The following is an 18,326-nucleotide window of genomic DNA, read 5'->3' on the forward strand; positions in this document are numbered from 1 at the left end:
TCCGGGGGTCTCGGCCCCGGCCGTCTCCCCGGGGGCCTCGCTCCCGTCCGCCTGCCCGGGGGGCCCGACCTCGGCCGCTTCCCCGGGGGCCTCGCTCCCGTCCGCCTCCCCGGGGGTCTCGGCCTCGGCCGCTTCCCCGTCCGTCTCCCCGGGGGTCTCGGCCCCGTCCGTCTCCCCGGGGGCCCCGGACCCGGCGGCCTGCCCGGGGCCGGCCGCTTCCCCAGGGGCCCCGATCCCGACGGCTCCACCGGGGGACCCGATCCCGTCGGCTTCCCCAGGGGCTCCGGCCCCGACGGTCGGCGGGACACCGGTTCCGGCCGTCCGGGCGGCCCCGCTCCCGTACCCCTCCGCGCTCACGATCGCCACGCTGCCCGGCAGCAGGGCGCGGAGCTCCTCGGGCGTCCCGCGCACCCGTACCGTCACCTCGTGCCGGTAGGGCGCGGTGGCCAGCGCCGTCAGCACGCGCTCCGCCGGGCCGGGCCCGGGCGGGGGTTCGAAGGTGCCGGGCAGGACCCGCGCGCCGCTGATGCGGTCGAGGCGGAACGTCCGCTCCGCCCCGGCCGACAGGTCCCGGCCCGTCACGTACCACCGGCCGGCGTGCGCGACGAGGCCGTACGGGTACAGGGTGCGTTCGCCGCGTCCCGCTCGGCCGCCGGTGTACCGGATCGCCACCGGCCGGTGATGGCGCACCGCGTCGGCGACCGGGAGCAGGACGGCGGCCTCCGGGGCGGCGGACCCGGCCGGCGCGGTCGTGAAGGTGAGGGAGTCGAGCACCGCGTCCAGGCGGTGGCGGAGCCGCTCCGGCAGCACCCGCCGGACCTTCGCCGCCGCCGTCTCGCCCGCCGTGCCCGCCGCCGCCGTGATCCCCGTCCGCCGCCCGGCGACCAGGCCCAGCAGGACGGCCAGCGCCTCGTCGTCGGTGAGCATCAGCGGCGGCGTGCGGTGACCGGGGGCGAGCCGGTAGCCGCCGTGGCGGCCGCGTACCGACTCCACGGGGACGTCGAGATCGACGAGGTGGTCGACGTACCGGCGCACCGTGCGCTCGCCGACGCCGAGCCGGTCGGCCAGTTCGGCCACGGTCCGCAGGCCGCCCGACTGGAGCAGTTCGAGCAGGGTCAGCACACGGGAGACGGGACGCGACATGCCCCCAAGTCTGCCGCCGATACCGGCCGGATGGTGACCGGTATCCCTCCTAGCGTGGGGGCGCAGGCACTGATCCGCCCCAGGAGGCACCCCATGAATCTCGTCTCGATCCGCGTCATCACGGGTGACGTCGCCCGCCTCGTCGGCTTCTACGAGCGCGCCACCGGTCTGCGCGCGGCCTGGGCCACCGAGGACTTCGCGGAACTGCGCACCCCCTCGGGCACCCTCGCGATCGGCAGCACCTGCACCGTGCCGCTCTTCGCCCCCGGCTCCGCCCGCCCCGCCGACAACCGCAGCGTGATCATCGAGTTCCTGGTGGACGACGTGGACGCGGTGCACCGGAACCTGACCGGCTTCGTGGGGGAGTTCGTCAAGGAGCCCACGACCATGCCCTGGGGCAACCGCGCGCTCCTCTTCCGCGACCCCGACGGCAACCTGGTCAACTTCTTCACCCCGGTCACCCCGGCCGCCGTCGAGAAGTTCGCCGGCGTCACCCGCTGAGAGCCCCCTGTGCTGGACCCGCCCCGGTGCTGGACACCGGCGCGGGCCGCAGCTTCACCGTCGCCGCCCGGGTCCGCCTCGCCGTCGTGCCGGACGCCTTCGCCACCGCCGTCAGCCGGGACAGCGCCGACGCCAGCGGCTTCTACCTCCAGTACTTGCGCGAGGACGACGGCTGGGCCTTCTCCCGCCCCGGCCTGACGGCCACGACGTGCACCGGCTCCGCGTCCCAGCGCTGGACCAGGATCCCGCCCGAACCAGCCCCCTGCCGGGGCCCCAGTCCCAGTCCTATTCCTTGTCCCCGTCCCTGTCCTTCTCGTCGTTCCTCTCCAGGGACTTCAGGAAGTCCGGGTTGTCGTCCGGCGCGACCCACTGCCGCCGCCCGCCGCCGACCTGCCAGGGCGAGGAACCGGCCGGCTGCCGCTTCTTGCCGGCGATGATCCAGGAGACCGAACCGACCAGCGGGAAGAGCAGCACGAGGATCGCCCACAGCGGCTTGGGCATGTGGCGGATGTCCTCGTCCTTCGTGCTGATGCAGTCGATGAACGCGTACACGCTCAACGCCAGTGGCACGAGGAACATCAGCACCCGGAGCATGGGCTTCTCCAGCTCAAGCGAGGGGTGGGGACGCGTCAGGGCCCCCAGGTACAGGGCCAGGGTAGCGGCTCGGGGATACTGGACCGCATGGCTTACGACGATCTTCGCTCCCTGCTCAGGGCGCTGGAGCGCGAGGGCGACCTCAAGCGCATCAAGGCCGAGGTGGATCCGTACCTGGAGGTCGGGGAGATCGTCGACCGGGTGAACAAGGCGGGCGGCCCGGCGTTGCTCTTCGAGAACGTGAAGGGCTCCGACATGCCCCTCGCGATGAACGTCTTCGGCACCGACCGCCGCCTGCTCAAGGCCCTCGGCCTCAAGGCGTACTCCGAGATCTCGGACAAGATCGGCGGGCTGCTCCGTCCCGAGCTGCCGCAGGGCTTCGTCGGCATGCGCGAGGCCTTCGGGAAGCTCGGCACGATGACGCACGTACCGCCGAAGAAGGTGAAGCCGGGCAGCGCGCCCGTCCAGGAGGTCGTCCTCACCGGCGACGACGTGGACCTGGAGCGCCTCCCGGCCCTGTTCACCTGGCCGGAGGACGGCGGTTCCTTCTTCAATCTGGGCCTGACCCACACCAAGGACCCGGAGACGGGCATCCGGAACCTGGGCCTGTACCGGCTCCAGCGCCACGACAAGCGCACCATCGGCATGCACTGGCAGATCCACAAGGACAGCCGCAACCACTACCAGGTCGCCGCCCGGCGCGGTGAGCGCCTGCCGGTCGCGATCGCCTTCGGCTGCCCGCCCGCCGTGACCTACGCCTCCACCGCCCCCCTCCCCGGCGACATCGACGAGTACCTCTTCGCCGGGTTCCTCCAGGGCAAGCGGATCGAGATGGTCGACTGCAAGACGGTCCCGCTCCAGGTCCCGGCGCAGGCGGAGGTCGTCGTCGAGGGCTGGCTGGAGCCCGGCGAGATGCTCCCCGAGGGCCCCTTCGGCGACCACACCGGCTTCTACACCCCGCAGGAGCCCTTCCCCGCCCTGAAGATCGACTGCGTGACGATGCGGAAGCGCCCGCTGCTCCAGTCGATCGTGGTCGGCCGTCCGCCGACGGAGGACGGCCCCCTCGGCCGGGCCACGGAGCGCTTCTTCCTGCCGCTCCTCAAGATCATCGTCCCGGACATCGTGGACTACCACCTCCCCGAGGCCGGCGGCTTCCACAACTGTGCGATCGTCTCGATCGACAAGAAGTACCCCAAGCACGCCCAGAAGGTGATGCACGCCATCTGGGGCGCCCACATGATGTCCCTCACCAAGCTGATCGTGGTCGTCGACTCCGACTGCGACGTCCACGACCTGCACGAGGTCGCCTGGCGGGCACTCGGCAACACCGACTACGCCCGTGACCTCACCGTCGTCGAAGGCCCGGTCGACCACCTCGACCACGCCTCCTACCAGCAGTTCTGGGGCGGCAAGGCGGGTATCGACGCCACGAGGAAGCTCCCCGAGGAGGGGTACACGCGCGACGGGGGCTGGCCGGACATGGTGGTGTCCGACCCGGATACGGCGGCGAAGGTCGACCGCCGCTGGAAGGAGTACGGACTGTGACGTCGGCTTCCGCCGCCCTGCCGCAGCAGCCGGGGCGCACCAAGGCGTTCCTGCGCCTGGTGATGATCGAGCACTCGGTCTTCGCGCTGCCCTTCGCCTACATCGCCGCGCTGACGGCGATGTACACGTGGGACGAGAACATCCACTGGGGCCGGCTGCTCCTGGTCACCGTCGCCATGGTGGGCCTGCGCACCTTCGCGATGGCGGTCAACCGGATCATCGACCGCGAGATCGACGCCCGCAACCCGCGCACCGCCCACCGCGAGCTGGTCACCGGCGCCATGTCGGTCAAGCACGCCTGGACCGGGGCGCTGATCGCCCTGGTCGTCTTCCTCGGCGCGGCGGCCCTGCTCAACCCGCTCTGCCTGGCCCTGGCCCCCGTCGCGGTGATCCCGATGGTGGTCTACCCGTACGGCAAGCGGTTCACGAACTTCCCGCAGGCCATCCTCGGCCTCGCCCAGTCCATGGGCCCGATCGGCGGCTGGCTGGCGATCAGCGGCGAGTGGTCCTGGGAGGCCGTGATCCTCGGCCTCGCGGTCGGCATCTGGATCGGCGGCTTCGACCTGATCTACGCCTGCCAGGACGTCGAGACCGACCGGCAGGTCGGCGTGAAGTCCGTCCCCGCCCGCTTCGGCGTCCCGGCCGCGATCTGGGGCGCCCGCGCCTGCCACACGGTCACCACGGCCCTGTTCGCCTGGTACGCCGTCGCCACCGACGCGGGTACCTTCTTCTGGCTCGGCCTCGTGATCGTCGCGGGCGCGTTCCTCTACGAGCACACCATCGTCCGCCCCACCGACCTGTCCCGCCTCAACAGGGCGTTCTTCAGCGTCAACGGCTTCATCGGGATCGCTCTCTTCGTGTGCGCGCTGCTGGATCTGCTCGTCAGGGGCCTCACGGTCTGAAAAGCATGAGCCTGCGACTAGGCTCGGCATCATGAAGCCAGGACAGACGCAGCGCGTGCCTTGGATCGTGGGGGTGTCCGGGGCCTCCGGCACCCCTTACGCCGCCGCCGTGCTGCGTGCGCTGCTCGCCGCCGGTGAGAGCGTCGACCTGGTGGTCAGCCGGGCCTCGCGGCTCACCCTGCTCGACGAGACCGGCATCTCCTTCCGCGACGCCCACTGGCAGCAGGACCTGCGCGAATGGCTGGCCCGCGGAGCCGACGGAAAGCCGGACACCTTCGACGCGGACGTCAGCGGCGTACGGCACTGGAGCGCGGGCGACCTCGCGGCCGGGCCGTCCTCGGGGTCGTACCCGACGAAGGGCATGCTGATCGTGCCCGCGTCGACGGCCTGCGTCGCCGGGGTCGCCCTCGGGCTGTCCAAGGACCTGCTCCAGCGCGCCGCGAGCGTGACCCTCAAGGAGCGCCGCAGGCTGGTCGTGGCCGTACGGGAGACCCCGCTGGACGGCCGGACGCTCAGGCACCTGGTGACCCTGGACGACGCCGGCGCGAGCGTGGTGCCCGCCTCCCCGGCCTTCTACGCGGGGGCGACGCACATCCAGGACCTGGTGGACTTCGTCGCCGGACGCGTCCTCGACGCGGCGGGCGTCGGACACGACCTGTACCGCCGCTGGCGCGGCGACCTCGGCGGGGCCCGCCCCACCACCTGAGCACCACCTCCCCACACGTTGGTTACCCACATCTTCAGAACTCTTCAGTGGAAGGCTTCGATCGCATGGACGCGGTGGACAGGCAGCTCATCCAGGCCCTGAGGGAGAACGGCCGGGCCTCCTACGCGGAGCTGGGGCGCCTGGTCGGCCTCTCCGGACCCAGCGTCACCGACCGCATCAACCGGCTGGAGGCGGCCGGTGTCATCACCGGCTACCGTGCCACCGTCGACGCCGCCTCCCTCGGCCTCGGCGTCACCGCCCTGATCGGCGTCTCGCTCTCCGACGCCGCCGACCACGAGGACGTGGCCCAGCGCCTCAAGGAGCTGCGGGAGATCGAGGACTGCTGGTTCATCGCCGGCGACGACTCCTACATGCTCAAGGTCCGCGCCGCGGACGTCGACGGCCTGGAGAGCATCATCCGGCGGCTGTCGGGCACCAAGGGCGTGTCCCGGACCCGTACCACCATCGTTCTCTCCACCAAGTGGGAGAACCGGGTGGGTGAGCTGCCCGAAGAGGCCTAGGGACCGGCCCTGGCCACCGCGACCGGCCCCCGCGCCGGGGCGTACGGTTGACGAGTTCGTCTCAGAAAGAGGTATCGCATGGACGCCGGGCTCAAGCGCGAGCTGGAGCAGAAGGTCCGCTCCGGTGAGCGGCTGACCCGCGAGGACGGCATCGCGCTGTACGAGTCGGACGATCTCGCCTGGCTCGGCGGCCTCGCGCACGAGGTGCGGACGCGGAAGAACGGCGACGTGGTCCACTTCAACGTCAACCGTCACCTCAACATGACCAACGTGTGCACCGCCTCCTGCGCGTACTGCTCCTTCCAGCGCAAGCCGGGGGAGAAGGACGCGTACACGATGCGCATCGAGGAGGCGGTGAAGCTCGCCAAGGCGATGGAGGGCGAGAACCTCACCGAGCTGCACATCGTCAACGGCCTGCACCCCAACCTGCCGTGGCGCTACTACCCGCGCTCGCTGCGCGAGCTGAAGGCCGCGCTGCCGGACGTCTCGCTCAAGGCGTTCACGGCCACCGAGATCCACCACTTCGAGACCATCTCCGGGATGTCCGCCTCCGACATCCTGGACGAGCTGATCGACGCCGGTCTGGAGTCCCTCACCGGCGGCGGCGCGGAGATCTTCGACTGGGAGGTGCGGCAGCACATCGTCGACCACCGCACCCACTGGGAGGACTGGTCCCGCATTCACCGCCTGGCCCACGAGAAGGGCCTGAAGACCCCGTGCACCATGCTCTACGGCCATATCGAGGAGCCCCGCCACCGCGTGGACCACGTGCTGCGCCTGCGTGAGCTGCAGGACGAGACGGGCGGCTTCCAGGTCTTCATCCCGCTGCGCTACCAGCACGACTTCGTGGACATGAAGGACGGCAAGATCAGGAACCGGCTCCAGGCGCGTACGCAGATGGCGACCGGCGCGGAGGCCCTGAAGACCTTCGCCGTCTCGCGCCTCCTCTTCGACAACGTGCCGCACGTCAAGGTCTTCTGGGTCATGCACGGCGTCCAGACGGCCCAGCTGGCTCTCCAGCACGGCGCGGACGACATGGACGGCTCGGTCGTCGAGTACAAGATCACGCACGACGCGGACGACTTCGGCACCCCGAACAAGCTGACGCGCGAGGACCTGCTGGACCTGATCCGCGACGCCGGGTTCCGGCCCGTCGAGCGGAACACGCGGTACGAGATCCTCCGGGAGTACGAGGGACCGGACCCGGCGCGCCGGGAGGCGCCGCAGCCGATGCGGGTCTGATTCCTCACGGTCGTCGTCCTCCCGGGCGCGGTGGCACTCTCGGGGGCGGTCCCGTCCGCCTGCCCCGCTGGGGCGGGGCGGTCCGTCCACCTGCCCCGCTGGGGCGGGGCGGTCCGGTCCACCTGCCCCGCTGGGGCGCGGAAAACCGCGCCCCAGCCGCAGACCACCCGCACCCCGCACGGATCCGACCGGCCCCCGGCGGGTACCCGCATCCTCATGGCCACCGAGGACGACTACACCGCGCAGCCCTTCGTTCCCGACCGCGGCGGCCTTCCCGCCCTGCGCAGGGCCGCCGCGGGGTGCCGGGGCTGCCCCCTGCACAGGGACGCCACCCAGACCGTCTTCGGTGCCGGTGAGGCGTCCGCCCGTCTCATGCTCGTCGGGGAGCAGCCCGGCGACCAGGAGGACCGGCAGGGCAAGCCCTTCGTCGGCCCCGCCGGACACCTCCTCGACCGGGCGCTGGCCGAAGCCGGCATCGACCCGGCGGACGCGTACGTGACGAACGCCGTCAAGCACTTCAAGTTCACCCGGGCCGAACCCCGCAAGCGCCGCATCCACAAGGCGCCCACCCTGCGCGAGACCACCGCCTGCGGCCCCTGGCTGGCCGCCGAGCTGGACCGGGTGGAGCCCGAGCTGATCGTGGTGCTGGGCGCCACGGCCGGCAAGGCGCTGCTCGGCTCCTCGTTCCGGGTCACCCGGGTGCGCGCCACGGTGCTGGAGGAGGAGATCCACGGGCGGCGGGAACGGCTGGTGCCGACCGTGCACCCCTCGGCGGTGCTGCGGGCGGACGACCGGGAGGCGGCCTACCGGGGACTGGTCTCGGACCTGAGAATCGCCGCACAGACCCTTGCGTAATGGTTACTATCGTGCAGTGTCCCTTACTTTTACTCTCGATCCGGCCGTCACCCCCGACCTCCGTGACGGCGTCCTCGACCTGTGGACCGACGTCTCCAACGCCGGCGGCTCCGTGGGCTTCGTCCCGCCGGTGACGCGGGAGGACATCCGTCCCGAGCTGGTCAAGCACCTGGCGGCCATGGCCGAGGGCCGTACCCGCCTGCTCGTCGGCCACGACGCGCAGGGGCGGCTCGCCGCCTGCGCGTTCCTCACCCTCAACACGCACCGCCTGATGCGGCACTGGCTGTGGCTCTACACGGTCATGGTCCACCCGCGCCACCAGGGCCGGGGCTACGGCCGGGACCTGATGGCCGCCGCCGCCGACGCCGCCCGCACCTGCGACGGCATCGAGGCGATACGGCTGACCTGCCGGGGCGGGCTCGGCCTGGAGCGGTTCTACGAGTCCTGCGGCTACAAGGAGGTCGGCCGGGTCCCCGGCGCGATCCGGGTCGCGCCGTGCGACGACCGGGACGACATCTTCCTGCTGCTGCCCCTGGGCTGACCCCCGTGCAGGCTCCGCGGAGCGGCATGTTTCACTGGACAGTGCCTCTTTGTGCCAGAAACGGAAGAGTGGATTGAGATGCTCCGCTACACGCTGATGCGCCTCGGGATCTTCGCAGGCTGCCTCCTGGTCGTCTGGGGGCTCGTCTACGCCGGAGTGTTCCCGCGCGGCCTCGGCGATTCCAACGGCATGTGGATCCTCCTGCTCTCCCTGCTCATCTCCGCCCCCATCAGCTACGTCGCGCTGCGCAAGGAGCGGGACCGGGCCTCGGTCCAGGTCGCGGGCCGGGTGACCCGCATGAAGGCCAACCTGGAGGCCAACCGCGGCCAGGAGGACACCGCCGACGACGCCGCACGGGCGCAGGGCCAGACCTCGTAACGTCCCTCACGCACCCGCACGCCCCGGCTTCCAAAGTCACCGGAAACCGGGGCGCTTTGCGTTTTACGGGCAGGAGCGCACTCCTGCCTCTCAAAGTATGGCTTTGAGTGTCTCAAAGCATGGGTGTTAAAGTCGTGTGCATGAAGCACGCAGCCGCGCCCACCACACCACAGCGCCTCGCGCTCGTGGCGCGCCTGCACGTGGACCTCTGCCGGTGCGCGTCCGCGAACTGTCGCCCCTGACGTTCCCCCGTTCCCAGTCGTTCCCACGTCAGCTCAGCGCGTCCCCACCCCGCGTCCCGTCCCCCCTACGGAGCATGTCCGTGTCTTCACCCTCTTCCTTCACGAAGTACCTCAAGGTGCCCTTCTGGGCCCAGATACTCGCCGGTCTCGTCCTCGGCGTCCTGCTGGGCTGGCTGGCCCGCAGCCAGGACATATCGTGGCTGGTCACCACCCTGGAGAAGGTCGGTGACACCTTCATCGGCCTGCTGAAGCTGGCCGTCGCACCGCTGGTCTTCTTCGCGATCCTCGTCTCCATCACCAACCTGAGGAAGGTCAACAACGCCGCCCGCCTGGCGTCCCGCACCCTCCTCTGGTTCATGATCACGTCGCTGATCGCGGTGGCCATCGGCCTCGTCATCGGCCTGGTCACCAACCCCGGCTCCGGCACCGGCCTCACCCCGGCCGACGGCGGCAAGCCCGAGCACACCGGCTCCTGGATCGACTTCCTGACCGGCATCGTGCCGACCGACGTCATCACGCCGTTCACCGAGCTGAACGTCCTTCAGATCGTCTTCATGGCCGCCGTCGCCGGCATCGCCGCCCTCCAGCTCGGCGAGAAGGCCCAGCCGATCCTGAACCTGAGCGAGTCGGTCCTCGAACTCCTCCAGAAGGCCCTGTGGTGGGTCATCCGCCTCGCCCCGCTCGGCACCGTCGGCCTCATCGGCAAGGCCATCGCGACCTACGGCTGGGACCTCATCGGCAAGTACGCCACCTTCACCGCCGACATCTACGTCGGCTGCGCCCTCGTGATGTTCGTGGTCTACCCGACGCTGCTCGCCACCGTCGCCAAGGCCAGCCCGCTCCAGTTCTTCAAGGGTGCCTGGCCCGCCATCCAGCTGGCCTTCGTCTCCCGCTCCTCCGTCGGCACCATGCCGCTGACCCAGAAGGTCACCGAGCGCCTCGGCGTCCCGAAGGAGTACGCGTCCTTCGCCGTGCCGTTCGGCGCGACGACCAAGATGGACGGCTGCGCCGCGATCTACCCGGCGATCGCCGCGATCTTCGTCGCGCAGATCTTCGACATCCAACTCGGCGTCGGCGACTACCTGCTGATCGCCTTCGTCTCGGTGGTCGGCTCCGCCGCCACGGCCGGCCTCACCGGCGCCACGGTCATGCTCACCCTGACCCTGTCCACCCTGGGCCTGCCCATGGAGGGCGTCGGCCTCCTCCTCGCCATCGACCCGATCCTGGACATGATGCGCACGGCGACCAATGTCGCGGGCCAGGCCCTCGTGCCCGTCATCGTCTCGGCCCGCGAGGGGCTGCTCGACCGTACGGCGTACGACGCGGCGCACGCCTCGCCGATCGACGAGCCCGAGTGGGAGAAGCAGGACGCGGAGCCCGTTCCGGTCGCCGCCTGAGCGTCGTGGTCGGGGCGCCGGCGCCGCGCTGACGTCCTGATCACCGCCGCACGGACCGTACGCTGATTCGCATGGGTGCTGGAAAGACCAAGCGGATGCCGCGTGCGGTCCGTGAGCAGCAGATGCTGGACGCCGCCGTGAGCGTCTTCGGACGGCGCGGGTACATGGCGGCGTCGATGGACGAGATCGCCGAACTGGCGGGCGTGTCCAAGCCGCTGGTGTATCTGTACCTGAACTCGAAGGACGACCTCTTCAGCGCCTGCATCGGCCGCGAGGCCCGCGCCCTCACCGAGGCGGTGCGGGCCGGGGTGCGTCCGGGGCTCTCCGCCGACGGGCAGCTCTGGTCGGGGCTGCGGGCGTTCTTCAGCCACACCGCCCGGCACCCGGACGCCTGGCGCATGCTGCACCTGCACGCCCGTACGCACGGGGAGCGGTTCGCGGCCGAGGTGGCGGCGATGCGCGCGGAGATCGTGGCGTTCGTGACGCAGCTGATCGCCGCCGCGGCGCGGGACGCGCACCGGGACCCGCATCTGCCCGAGGGCGAGGTCGCCGGGCTGGCCGAGGCGCTGGTCGGTGCCGCGGAGTCGCTCGCCGACTGGGCGGGCGCCACCGAGGGGGTCACCGCCAAGCAGGCGGCGGCGACCCTGATGAACTTCGCCTGGGCGGGCCTGGGCGACCTGATGACGGGCCGGCCGTGGACCCCGCCCGAGGAGCCCGAGCCGGTGCCGGTGCCGGTGTCGGTGCCGGTGCCGGACCCGGCGCCCCGCGCCGCGCCGTCCCCGGCGCCGGTGGCTCAGGGCGCCGGGTAGGGACGGACCTCGCCGGACAGGTGCAGTCGCCCGTCATGGGCGCCGCGCAGGGTGAACCGCCCGTTCTCGGCCCCGTACGTCACCGTTCCCGGCAGCAGCACCGGGGCCCGGAAGTCCGCCCGCACCACGGCCGCGTCCGGTGTCCCGTGCTCGGCGAGGCAGCGGGCCACGGTCCACATGCCGTGCGCGATGGCCCGCGGGAAGCCGAACAGGCGGGCGGTGAGCGGGTGCAGGTGGATCGGATTGCGGTCGCCGGAGGCGGTGGCGTAGCGGCGTCCGACGTCACCGGCCAGTCGCCATTCGGCGCGCGCGGGGAGGGCGTCCCGGTCCCCGGCGGGGGTGTCCCCGGCGGTGGGCGGGGCGGTGGCGGGGCGGTGCCGGGCCAGGTAGGTGCTGCGGGACTCCCAGACGAGGTCCGCGCCGGCGCGTACCTCCGTGATCACCGTCGCCTCGGTGCCGCGCCGGTGCGGGGCCAGCCCCTCGACGTGGACGGCGAGTTCGTACCCGCCGGTCACGGGCATCGCGGCCCGCCGGGTGATGCCGATGGAGGTGTGGACCAGCCCGAGCAGGGGCAGCGGGAAGCCCCGGCCGCTCATCAGACGCATGGCCATGGGAAAGCCCAGCACGTGCGGATACGTCGGCGGCAGCGCGTCCGTGCCGGTCGGGAATCCGCATGCCCGCTCGTACGCCGCCAGCCGTGCGAGGTCCACGCGCAGGCCGGGCAGCACCAGCCGGGTGCGGGGGAAGTCCGCGTCGGGGCGGGGCCGTTTGAGCGGGGAGAGCAGCGCGCCGCGGGCGAGGAGCGGGGCGAGGGCGGGGACGCCGGTCAGGGTGCTGGTGGTCGGGGCGGCGGCGGTCATCACGCCCCCAGCAGGCTCTGGCCGCAGACCCGTACGACCTGGCCGTTGACCGCGCCGGAGGCGGGGTGGGCGAGCCAGGCGGTCGTCTCGGCGACGTCCACCGGCAGCCCGCCCTGGGCGAGGGAGTTCATGCGGCGGCCGGCCTCGCGGATGAAGAGGGGGACCGCCGCCGTCATTTTTGTCTCGATGAAGCCCGGCGCCACCGCGTTCACCGTCACCCCGTGCCCGGCGAGCGCGCGGGGCGCCAGCGAGCGGACCAGGCCGACGATCCCCGCCTTGCTGGCGCCGTAGTTGGTCTGGCCCGCGTTGCCCGCGAGCCCGGCGATGGAGGCCGTCGCGACGATCCTGCCGCCCCGGTTGACGGCGCCCGCCGCGAGCAGCGCGTCCGTGGTGCGCAGGACGCTCGCGAGGTTGACGTCGAGTACGGAACTCCAGCGTTCGGCGGGCATGTTGACCAGACGCCGGTCGCGGGTGATGCCCGCGTTGTGGATCAGGATGTCGAGTCCGCCGGGCAGTGCGGCGGCGATGCGCTCGCCCGCGTCGGCGGCCGTGACGTCCAGCGCGAGGGCGGTGCCGCCGAGGCGTTCGGCGGCCCGGCGCGCCGCGTCCTCGGCCTGCGGCACGTCGAGGACGACGACCTGGGCGCCCTGCCCGGCCAGCGTCTGGGCGACGGCCGCGCCGATGCCCCGTGCGGCGCCGGTGACCAGGGCGGTGCGCCCGGCGAGGGGGAGGGTCCAGTCGTCGGGGTCGGCGCCCTCACGCGCGCCCGCGACCTCGATCACCTGGCCGCTGACGTAGGCGGAGGCGGCGGACAGGAGGAAGCGGAGGGTGGATTCGGCGGGCGCCGCGTCGGTGAGCCGTACGAGGTTGACCGTCCTGCCCCGGCCGATCTCCTTGCCGAGCGAACGCGTGAACCCCTCCAGTGCCTGCTGGGCGGCGGCCTGGTGGTGGTCGGCGGGGTCGAGCGGGGCGCCCAGCACCACCACGCGGCCGCTCGCGGCGACGGAGCGCAGGACCGGGTGCAGCCGGGCGTGCACCTCGGCCAGCGCGTCGACGTCCCGCACGCCGGTGGCGTCGAGGACGACGGCGGCGGGCCGGCCGTCCTCCTCCCGGGGCAGGCCGGTGCGGGCCAGGACGGGCGCGAGGCCGAGGGCGGACGTGCCGGCCGTGAGGTGCAGCAGGCCGCCGTCGAGCGTGTCCCGCCGCAGCTCGGCGGGTTGTGGCAGGCCCAGTCTGCGGGTGAGGAAGCGGCCGGGTGCGGTGCCGGTGAAGCTGAGATAGCGGTCGGCCATGTCCTGTCTCCCCAGGGGCTGCGACGTGTCCAGAGGTCCTCCAGAGGCCGGTCTGCCCACAACTGCTTACTCTGGAGTAAGGTTACCGGAGGTAAGCCTATGTCACGGGTGAGGAGCAGGTCGAGATGAGCACTCTGGCACCGCGGCCCACGCGCCGCGTAGCGGTCCTCGGCGGCGCCCGCGTCCCCTTCGCCCGCTCCGACGGGCCCTACGCCACCGCCTCCAACCAGGAGATGCTCACCGCGGCCCTCGACGGCCTGGTGGAGCGCCACGGACTCCAGGACCCGGGCGCCGTCGGCGAGTTCGTGGCCGGAGCGGTCCTCAAACACAGCCGGGACTTCAACCTCGCCCGCGAGACGGTCCTCGGCTCGGCACTCGACCCGCGCACCCCCGCCTACGACATCCAGCAGGCCTGCGGGACCGGACTCCAGGCCGTGATCGCCGCCGCCAACAAGATCGCCCTCGGCCAGACCGAGTCGGCGATCGCGGGCGGTGCCGACACCGCGAGCGACGCCCCGCTCGGCGTCAACGACCGTCTGCGCCGCATCCTGCTGGAGGCCCGCCGGGCCAAGTCGGCCGGCGCCAGGCTGAAGGCGCTGGCCAGGATCCGCCCGGGGCACCTGGTCCCCGACATCCCGCGCAACGCCGAGCCGCGCACCGGCCTGTCGATGGGCGAGCACGCCGCGGTGACCGCGCGCGCCTGGGGCATCACCCGCGAGGAGCAGGACGCGTTGGCCGCCGCGAGCCACCAGCGGCTGGCGGCGGCGTACGAACGCGGCCTCTTCCAGGACCTGGTGGTCCCCTTCCGCGGCCTGGCCCGCGACCAGAACCTGCGTCCCGGCTCGACCGTGGAGAAACTGGCCGCGCTCAAGCCGGTGTTCGGGCTCGACGCCCCCGGACCCACCATGACGGCGGGCAACTCCACGCCCCTGACCGACGGCGCCGCGACGGTGCTCCTGGCGAGCGAGGAGTGGGCCGAGGCCCGGGGGCTGGAGCCGCTCGCCCATCTCACCGCCTTCGAGACGGCGGCCGTGGACTTCGTCGGCGGGGACGTGGCCGGGGGCGAGGACGGGCTGCTGATGGCGCCCGCGTACGCGGTGCCGCGGATGCTGGAGCGGGCCGGGCTCGGAATCGACGACTTCGACCTCGTCGAGATCCACGAGGCGTTCGCGTCCCAGGTGCTGGCCACCCTGGCCGCCTGGGAGAAGCGCGGCCTGGCCCCGGTGGACCGGGCCCGCCTGAACGTGGCGGGCTCCTCCCTCGCCACCGGCCACCCCTTCGCCGCGACCGGCGCCCGCATCGTGGCGACCCTGGCCACCCTGCTCGCCGAGCGGGAAGGCCCGGGGCGCGGCCTGATCTCCGTCTGCGCGGCGGGCGGCCAGGGCGTCACGGCGATACTGGAACGAACATGACTTACCCTCAGGTAACCCCCAAGGCTGCACACGCCCGGCGCGGGACCGTCCCCGAACCCGCACCAGGTCCCCACGTGGGCACCGTACGATCCCCGAACTGACCGCCGGTAGCACCCCTGTCCGCGGAACCGGTGATGAACGCCTCGGCGCGCGAGGCACGTACGTCATGCAGCGAAGCAGCGACCGCAGAAGCAGTGTCTTTGCTGCACGTCCTAGGAGCCGCCCGTGTCCACCCCGCTTCCGTCCTTCGCCGCATCCGCCGCCTACGCCGACTCGCCCGGCCCCACCCTGGTGGCGCCCGAGACGCGGATGCTGGACGGGTCCGTCCGGGAGGCGTACGTACCGCCGTTCGCGCCGCCGGTGCGCCGCGGGTCCCTCGCCGACCTGCCCTTCGACAACGCGTCGGCGGTCCCGGACCAGGTCGTCCTCAGCCGCAGGTCGCCGGACGGGGACTGGAGCGAGGTCACCGCGGCCGAGTTCGCCCGGCAGGTGCTGGCGGTGGCCAAGGGCCTGATCGCCGAGGGGCTGGTGCCGGGCGACCGCATCGCGATCATGGCGCGGACGACGTACGAGTGGACGCTGCTGGACTTCGCCGCATGGGCGGCCGGCCTGGTCACCGTCCCGATCTACCCGACCTCCTCCCTCTTCCAGACCCGCTGGATCCTCCAGGACTCCGGCGCCGTCACCCTGGTCACCGAGACCACCGCGCAGGCCGCCGCCCTCGGCCCCGAGCTGGACCGCGTCCCCGACCTCAAGCACCTGTGGGTGATGGAGAAGGGCCACGTCGAGCAGCTGGCGGAGCTGGGCGCGCGGCTGCCGGACGCGGAGGTGGAGGTGCGCCGCGGCATGCTCGGCCCGCCCACCCTCGCCACCCTGATCTACACCTCCGGCACCACCGGCCGCCCCAAGGGCTGCGTCCTGACCCACGGCAACTTCTTCGCCGAGGTCGACAACGCGATCGAGCTGCTCTACCCCGTCTTCAAGGCGGAGACCGGCGAGGAGCCCTCGATCCTGCTCTTCCTGCCGATGTCCCACGTCTTCGGGCGCATGGTCGCGGTGGCCTGCGTCCGCGCCCGGGTCCGCCTCGGCCACGCCCCGAGCCTCAAGCCCGAGGACCTGCTCCCCGACCTCGCGGCCTTCCGCCCCACCTGCCTGCTGACCATCCCGTACATGCTGGAGAAGGTCTTCAACAGCGCCCGCGCCAAGGCCGAGTCCGGCGGCCGGGCCGCGGCCTTCGACCGCGCGGTCTCGGTGGCGGTGCGCTACGGCGAGGCCAAGGAGGCCGGCCAGACCGGTGCGGGCGGCGGCCCCGGCCGCGGCCTGAAGACCGCCCGCTCCTTCTACGACCCGCTCGTCTACCGCAGGATCCGGGCCGCCATGGGCGGCCGGGTCAAGTACGCCATCTGCGGCGGCTCCCCGCTCGGCCGCCGCCTGGCCGCCTTCTACGCCGGTGCCGGCATCGAGATCTTCGAGGGCTACGGCCTCACCGAGACCACCGCCGCCGCCACCGTGACGCCCCCGCTCAAGCCGCGCCTGGGCACGGTCGGCTGGCCGTTGCCCGGCACCCGCGTCCGCATCGCCGCCGACGGCGAGATCCTGATCGCCGGCGAGCAGGTCCTGCACGGCTACTGGGACCCGCAGGCCGGGGGCGTGGTCCAGGCCGCACCCGACGGCTGGTTCGCCACCGGAGACCTCGGCAGCCTGGACGACGAGGGCTACCTGACCATCACCGGCCGCAAGAAGGAGCTCCTGATCACCGCGGGCGGCAAGAGCGTCGCCCCGGCCCCCCTGGAGAACTGGCTGCGCTCCCACCCCCTGATCTCCCAGTGCCTCGTCCTGGGCGACCGCAGGCCCTACGTCTCCGCCCTGCTCACCCTCGACCCCGACGGCGTCACCCACTGGCGCCGCATGAACGGCAAGCACCCCGTGCCGCCGGAGCTCCTCACCGACGACGAGGAGGTCCACGCCGTCCTCCAGCGCGCCGTGGACGAGGCCAACAAGCTGGTCTCCCGCCCGGAGTCCATCCGCCGCTTCGCCGTCCTGCCCAGGGACTTCACCGAGTGGGAGGGCCACCTGACCCCCTCCATGAAGCTCCGGCGCGAAGCGATCATGCGGGACTTCGCGGAGGCGGTGGAGGGGCTCTACGAGGGGTAGGGCCTGCCCGGCGGGTGCTCAGCGGCGGGCGATGAGGCAGGCCTGCGGGACCTGGGCGACGGTGGTCTCCTCGGTGATCCGCACCGTCCGGGACAGCACGGTGAACCCGGTCCGCTCCAGCAGCTCCGCCATCGGCTCGGGCCGCCGCCGTTCGAAGTCCAGGGCGACCGGATGGCCCCACGGGCGGTCGTGGTGGCGGGGCTCGTCGCCGACCTGGAAGCCGAGCAGCAGATGCCCGCCCGGGGCCAGCACGCGCCGCACCTCCCCGAAGAGGTCCGGCAGCCGCTCCCACGGTGTGTGGATCGACGAGTACCAGGAGACGGCCCCCGCGAGGGCGCCGTCGGGCAGGTCGAGATCCAGCATGGACCCCTGCTCGAACCGCAGCCCCGGGTTCTCGCGGCGCGCGATCGCCAGCATCGAGGAGGACAGGTCGAGGCCGAAGACCCGCAGGCCCAGCGAGGCCAGGTGCGCGGTGACCCCACCGGGCCCGCAGCCCAGGTCGGCCACCTGCCCCCCGGGCCCCACGAGCTCGGCGAAGGCGCCCATCAGCGCCCGGTCCAGCGGGGCGTCGTCGAGCACGGTGCGGAAACGGGCGTGGTAGTCCTCGGCGACGGCGTCGTAGAAGGACCTGGTGGTGGCCACGAAGGCGGGGTCGGTGGTCATGGGCGGACCTTAGTGGCAGCCACTGACAGCCGGTGCGGAAAGGGCAGGAGCCCCGTCGCCGAAACCGGCGCGGGGCTCCTTGGGTACTGCTGTCAATCAGACAGGAGTGACATTCTCCGCCTGCGGACCCTTGGGGCCCTGCGTGACGTCGAAAGACACCTGCTGGTTCTCCTCGAGGGAACGGAATCCCTGAGCGTTGATCGCGGAGTAGTGGACGAAGACGTCCGGGCCGCCGCCTTCCTGGGCGATGAAACCAAAGCCCTTTTCGGCGTTGAACCACTTCACGGTTCCGTGAGCCATAAGCCCTCCTTGGGCCCAAAGGGTTGCCCTGCTCCAGAACCAGCAAGTGTGAAGACTTTTGAATGCCGCACAACTGCATACGTCTGAGAACTACGAGAGCCCGCGGTCACATGCTCCGCAGGCTCTGTACTGCAAGGGAAACCAAACTGCAACTTGCTGTGAGCCTAGCACGCAGGCCACCGAGCGCAACAGAGGTCAAGATCACTTCACCCGGACGTTTGAACACCTGCGCCGTTCGGCTGACGCCGGGGGGTGACGACGGGCGGATC

The 18,326-nt window shown here is 72.1% G+C and carries 19 protein-coding genes and 1 pseudogene; 14 read left to right on the top strand and 6 right to left on the bottom strand.

What is annotated here, in order from left to right:
- Positions 1 to 315 precede the first annotated feature (315 nt).
- Positions 316 to 1,143, bottom strand: a pseudogene (locus tag IE94_RS41800) (helix-turn-helix transcriptional regulator); the annotation flags it as partial.
- A 93-nt stretch (positions 1,144 to 1,236) separates the two neighbouring features.
- Here IE94_RS41800 and IE94_RS0100375 point away from each other — a divergent pair.
- Positions 1,237 to 1,644, top strand: a complete 408-nt coding sequence (locus IE94_RS0100375; protein WP_030145300.1) for a VOC family protein — start codon at positions 1,237 to 1,239, stop codon at positions 1,642 to 1,644.
- Between the two features lie 285 nt (positions 1,645 to 1,929).
- Here the strand turns inward: IE94_RS0100375 and IE94_RS0100380 are convergent, their stop codons facing one another.
- On the bottom strand, positions 1,930 to 2,238 hold the full coding sequence (locus tag IE94_RS0100380) for a PLD nuclease N-terminal domain-containing protein (RefSeq protein WP_030145301.1): 309 nt from the start codon (positions 2,236 to 2,238) through the stop codon (positions 1,930 to 1,932).
- 87 nt (positions 2,239 to 2,325) lie between these two features.
- On the opposite strand from IE94_RS0100380, the gene IE94_RS0100385 reads away from it, so the two are divergent.
- From IE94_RS0100385 to IE94_RS0100430, 11 genes are all read left to right on the top strand, one after another.
- A complete protein-coding gene (locus IE94_RS0100385; RefSeq protein ID WP_030145302.1) occupies positions 2,326 to 3,783 on the top strand; it encodes a menaquinone biosynthesis decarboxylase in 1,458 nt (485 codons plus the stop codon).
- Positions 3,780 to 4,685 (top strand): menaquinone biosynthesis prenyltransferase MqnP, encoded by a 906-nt coding sequence (gene mqnP / locus IE94_RS0100390; protein ID WP_030145303.1) that lies wholly within the window; start codon positions 3,780 to 3,782, stop codon positions 4,683 to 4,685. Before IE94_RS0100385 ends, mqnP begins: the two co-directional genes overlap by 4 nt.
- Before the next feature lie 55 nt (positions 4,686 to 4,740).
- Complete coding sequence (locus IE94_RS0100395) at positions 4,741 to 5,391, top strand: UbiX family flavin prenyltransferase (RefSeq protein WP_030145304.1); 651 nt, start codon at positions 4,741 to 4,743, stop codon at positions 5,389 to 5,391.
- Between the two features lie 65 nt (positions 5,392 to 5,456).
- On the top strand, positions 5,457 to 5,912 hold the full coding sequence (locus IE94_RS0100400; RefSeq protein ID WP_030145305.1) for an Lrp/AsnC family transcriptional regulator: 456 nt from the start codon (positions 5,457 to 5,459) through the stop codon (positions 5,910 to 5,912).
- A 78-nt stretch (positions 5,913 to 5,990) separates the two neighbouring features.
- Positions 5,991 to 7,154, top strand: a complete 1,164-nt coding sequence (gene mqnE, locus IE94_RS0100405; protein ID WP_030145306.1) for an aminofutalosine synthase MqnE — start codon at positions 5,991 to 5,993, stop codon at positions 7,152 to 7,154.
- 216 nt (positions 7,155 to 7,370) lie between these two features.
- On the top strand, positions 7,371 to 8,009 hold the full coding sequence (locus IE94_RS0100410; RefSeq protein WP_030145307.1) for a UdgX family uracil-DNA binding protein: 639 nt from the start codon (positions 7,371 to 7,373) through the stop codon (positions 8,007 to 8,009).
- Between the two features lie 16 nt (positions 8,010 to 8,025).
- Positions 8,026 to 8,550, top strand: a complete 525-nt coding sequence (locus IE94_RS0100415) for a GNAT family N-acetyltransferase (protein WP_030145308.1) — start codon at positions 8,026 to 8,028, stop codon at positions 8,548 to 8,550.
- A gap of 78 nt (positions 8,551 to 8,628) precedes the next feature.
- On the top strand, positions 8,629 to 8,928 hold the full coding sequence (locus tag IE94_RS0100420; protein ID WP_030145309.1) for a DUF4229 domain-containing protein: 300 nt from the start codon (positions 8,629 to 8,631) through the stop codon (positions 8,926 to 8,928).
- A 140-nt stretch (positions 8,929 to 9,068) separates the two neighbouring features.
- Positions 9,069 to 9,170 carry a putative leader peptide gene (locus IE94_RS41665; RefSeq protein ID WP_342450703.1) on the top strand — a complete coding sequence of 34 codons (102 nt, stop codon included), beginning with the start codon at positions 9,069 to 9,071 and terminating at the stop codon, positions 9,168 to 9,170.
- 74 nt (positions 9,171 to 9,244) lie between these two features.
- On the top strand, positions 9,245 to 10,567 hold the full coding sequence (locus tag IE94_RS0100425; protein WP_030145310.1) for a dicarboxylate/amino acid:cation symporter: 1,323 nt from the start codon (positions 9,245 to 9,247) through the stop codon (positions 10,565 to 10,567).
- A 71-nt stretch (positions 10,568 to 10,638) separates the two neighbouring features.
- Positions 10,639 to 11,376 (top strand): TetR/AcrR family transcriptional regulator, encoded by a 738-nt coding sequence (locus tag IE94_RS0100430; RefSeq protein ID WP_030145311.1) that lies wholly within the window; start codon positions 10,639 to 10,641, stop codon positions 11,374 to 11,376.
- On the opposite strand, the gene IE94_RS0100435 is transcribed toward IE94_RS0100430, so the two are convergent.
- Both IE94_RS0100435 and IE94_RS0100440 read right to left on the bottom strand, forming a co-directional pair.
- Positions 11,361 to 12,236 (bottom strand): MaoC/PaaZ C-terminal domain-containing protein, encoded by an 876-nt coding sequence (locus IE94_RS0100435; protein ID WP_030145312.1) that lies wholly within the window; start codon positions 12,234 to 12,236, stop codon positions 11,361 to 11,363. The two genes, IE94_RS0100430 and IE94_RS0100435, sit on opposite strands and share 16 nt — an antisense overlap.
- On the bottom strand, positions 12,236 to 13,528 hold the full coding sequence (locus IE94_RS0100440; RefSeq protein ID WP_030145313.1) for a 3-oxoacyl-ACP reductase: 1,293 nt from the start codon (positions 13,526 to 13,528) through the stop codon (positions 12,236 to 12,238). Before IE94_RS0100440 ends, IE94_RS0100435 begins: the two co-directional genes overlap by 1 nt.
- A gap of 125 nt (positions 13,529 to 13,653) precedes the next feature.
- On the opposite strand from IE94_RS0100440, the gene IE94_RS0100445 reads away from it, so the two are divergent.
- Both IE94_RS0100445 and IE94_RS0100450 read left to right on the top strand, forming a co-directional pair.
- Positions 13,654 to 14,940, top strand: a complete 1,287-nt coding sequence (locus tag IE94_RS0100445; protein ID WP_030145314.1) for an acetyl-CoA C-acetyltransferase — start codon at positions 13,654 to 13,656, stop codon at positions 14,938 to 14,940.
- A gap of 225 nt (positions 14,941 to 15,165) precedes the next feature.
- Positions 15,166 to 17,094, top strand: a complete 1,929-nt coding sequence (locus IE94_RS0100450) for an AMP-dependent synthetase/ligase (protein WP_030145315.1) — start codon at positions 15,166 to 15,168, stop codon at positions 17,092 to 17,094.
- 18 nt (positions 17,095 to 17,112) lie between these two features.
- On the opposite strand, the gene IE94_RS0100455 is transcribed toward IE94_RS0100450, so the two are convergent.
- Complete coding sequence (locus tag IE94_RS0100455) at positions 17,113 to 17,757, bottom strand: class I SAM-dependent methyltransferase (protein ID WP_030145316.1); 645 nt, start codon at positions 17,755 to 17,757, stop codon at positions 17,113 to 17,115.
- A gap of 96 nt (positions 17,758 to 17,853) precedes the next feature.
- Positions 17,854 to 18,057: a cold-shock protein gene (locus tag IE94_RS0100460; protein WP_030145317.1), complete on the bottom strand. Its 204-nt coding sequence runs from the start codon at positions 18,055 to 18,057 to the stop codon at positions 17,854 to 17,856.
- Between the last annotated feature and the right edge of the window lie 269 nt (positions 18,058 to 18,326).

Origin of the sequence: Streptomyces violaceorubidus, assembly GCF_000717995.1 — a bacterium.
Classification (GTDB): Bacteria; Actinomycetota; Actinomycetes; order Streptomycetales; family Streptomycetaceae; genus Streptomyces; species Streptomyces violaceorubidus.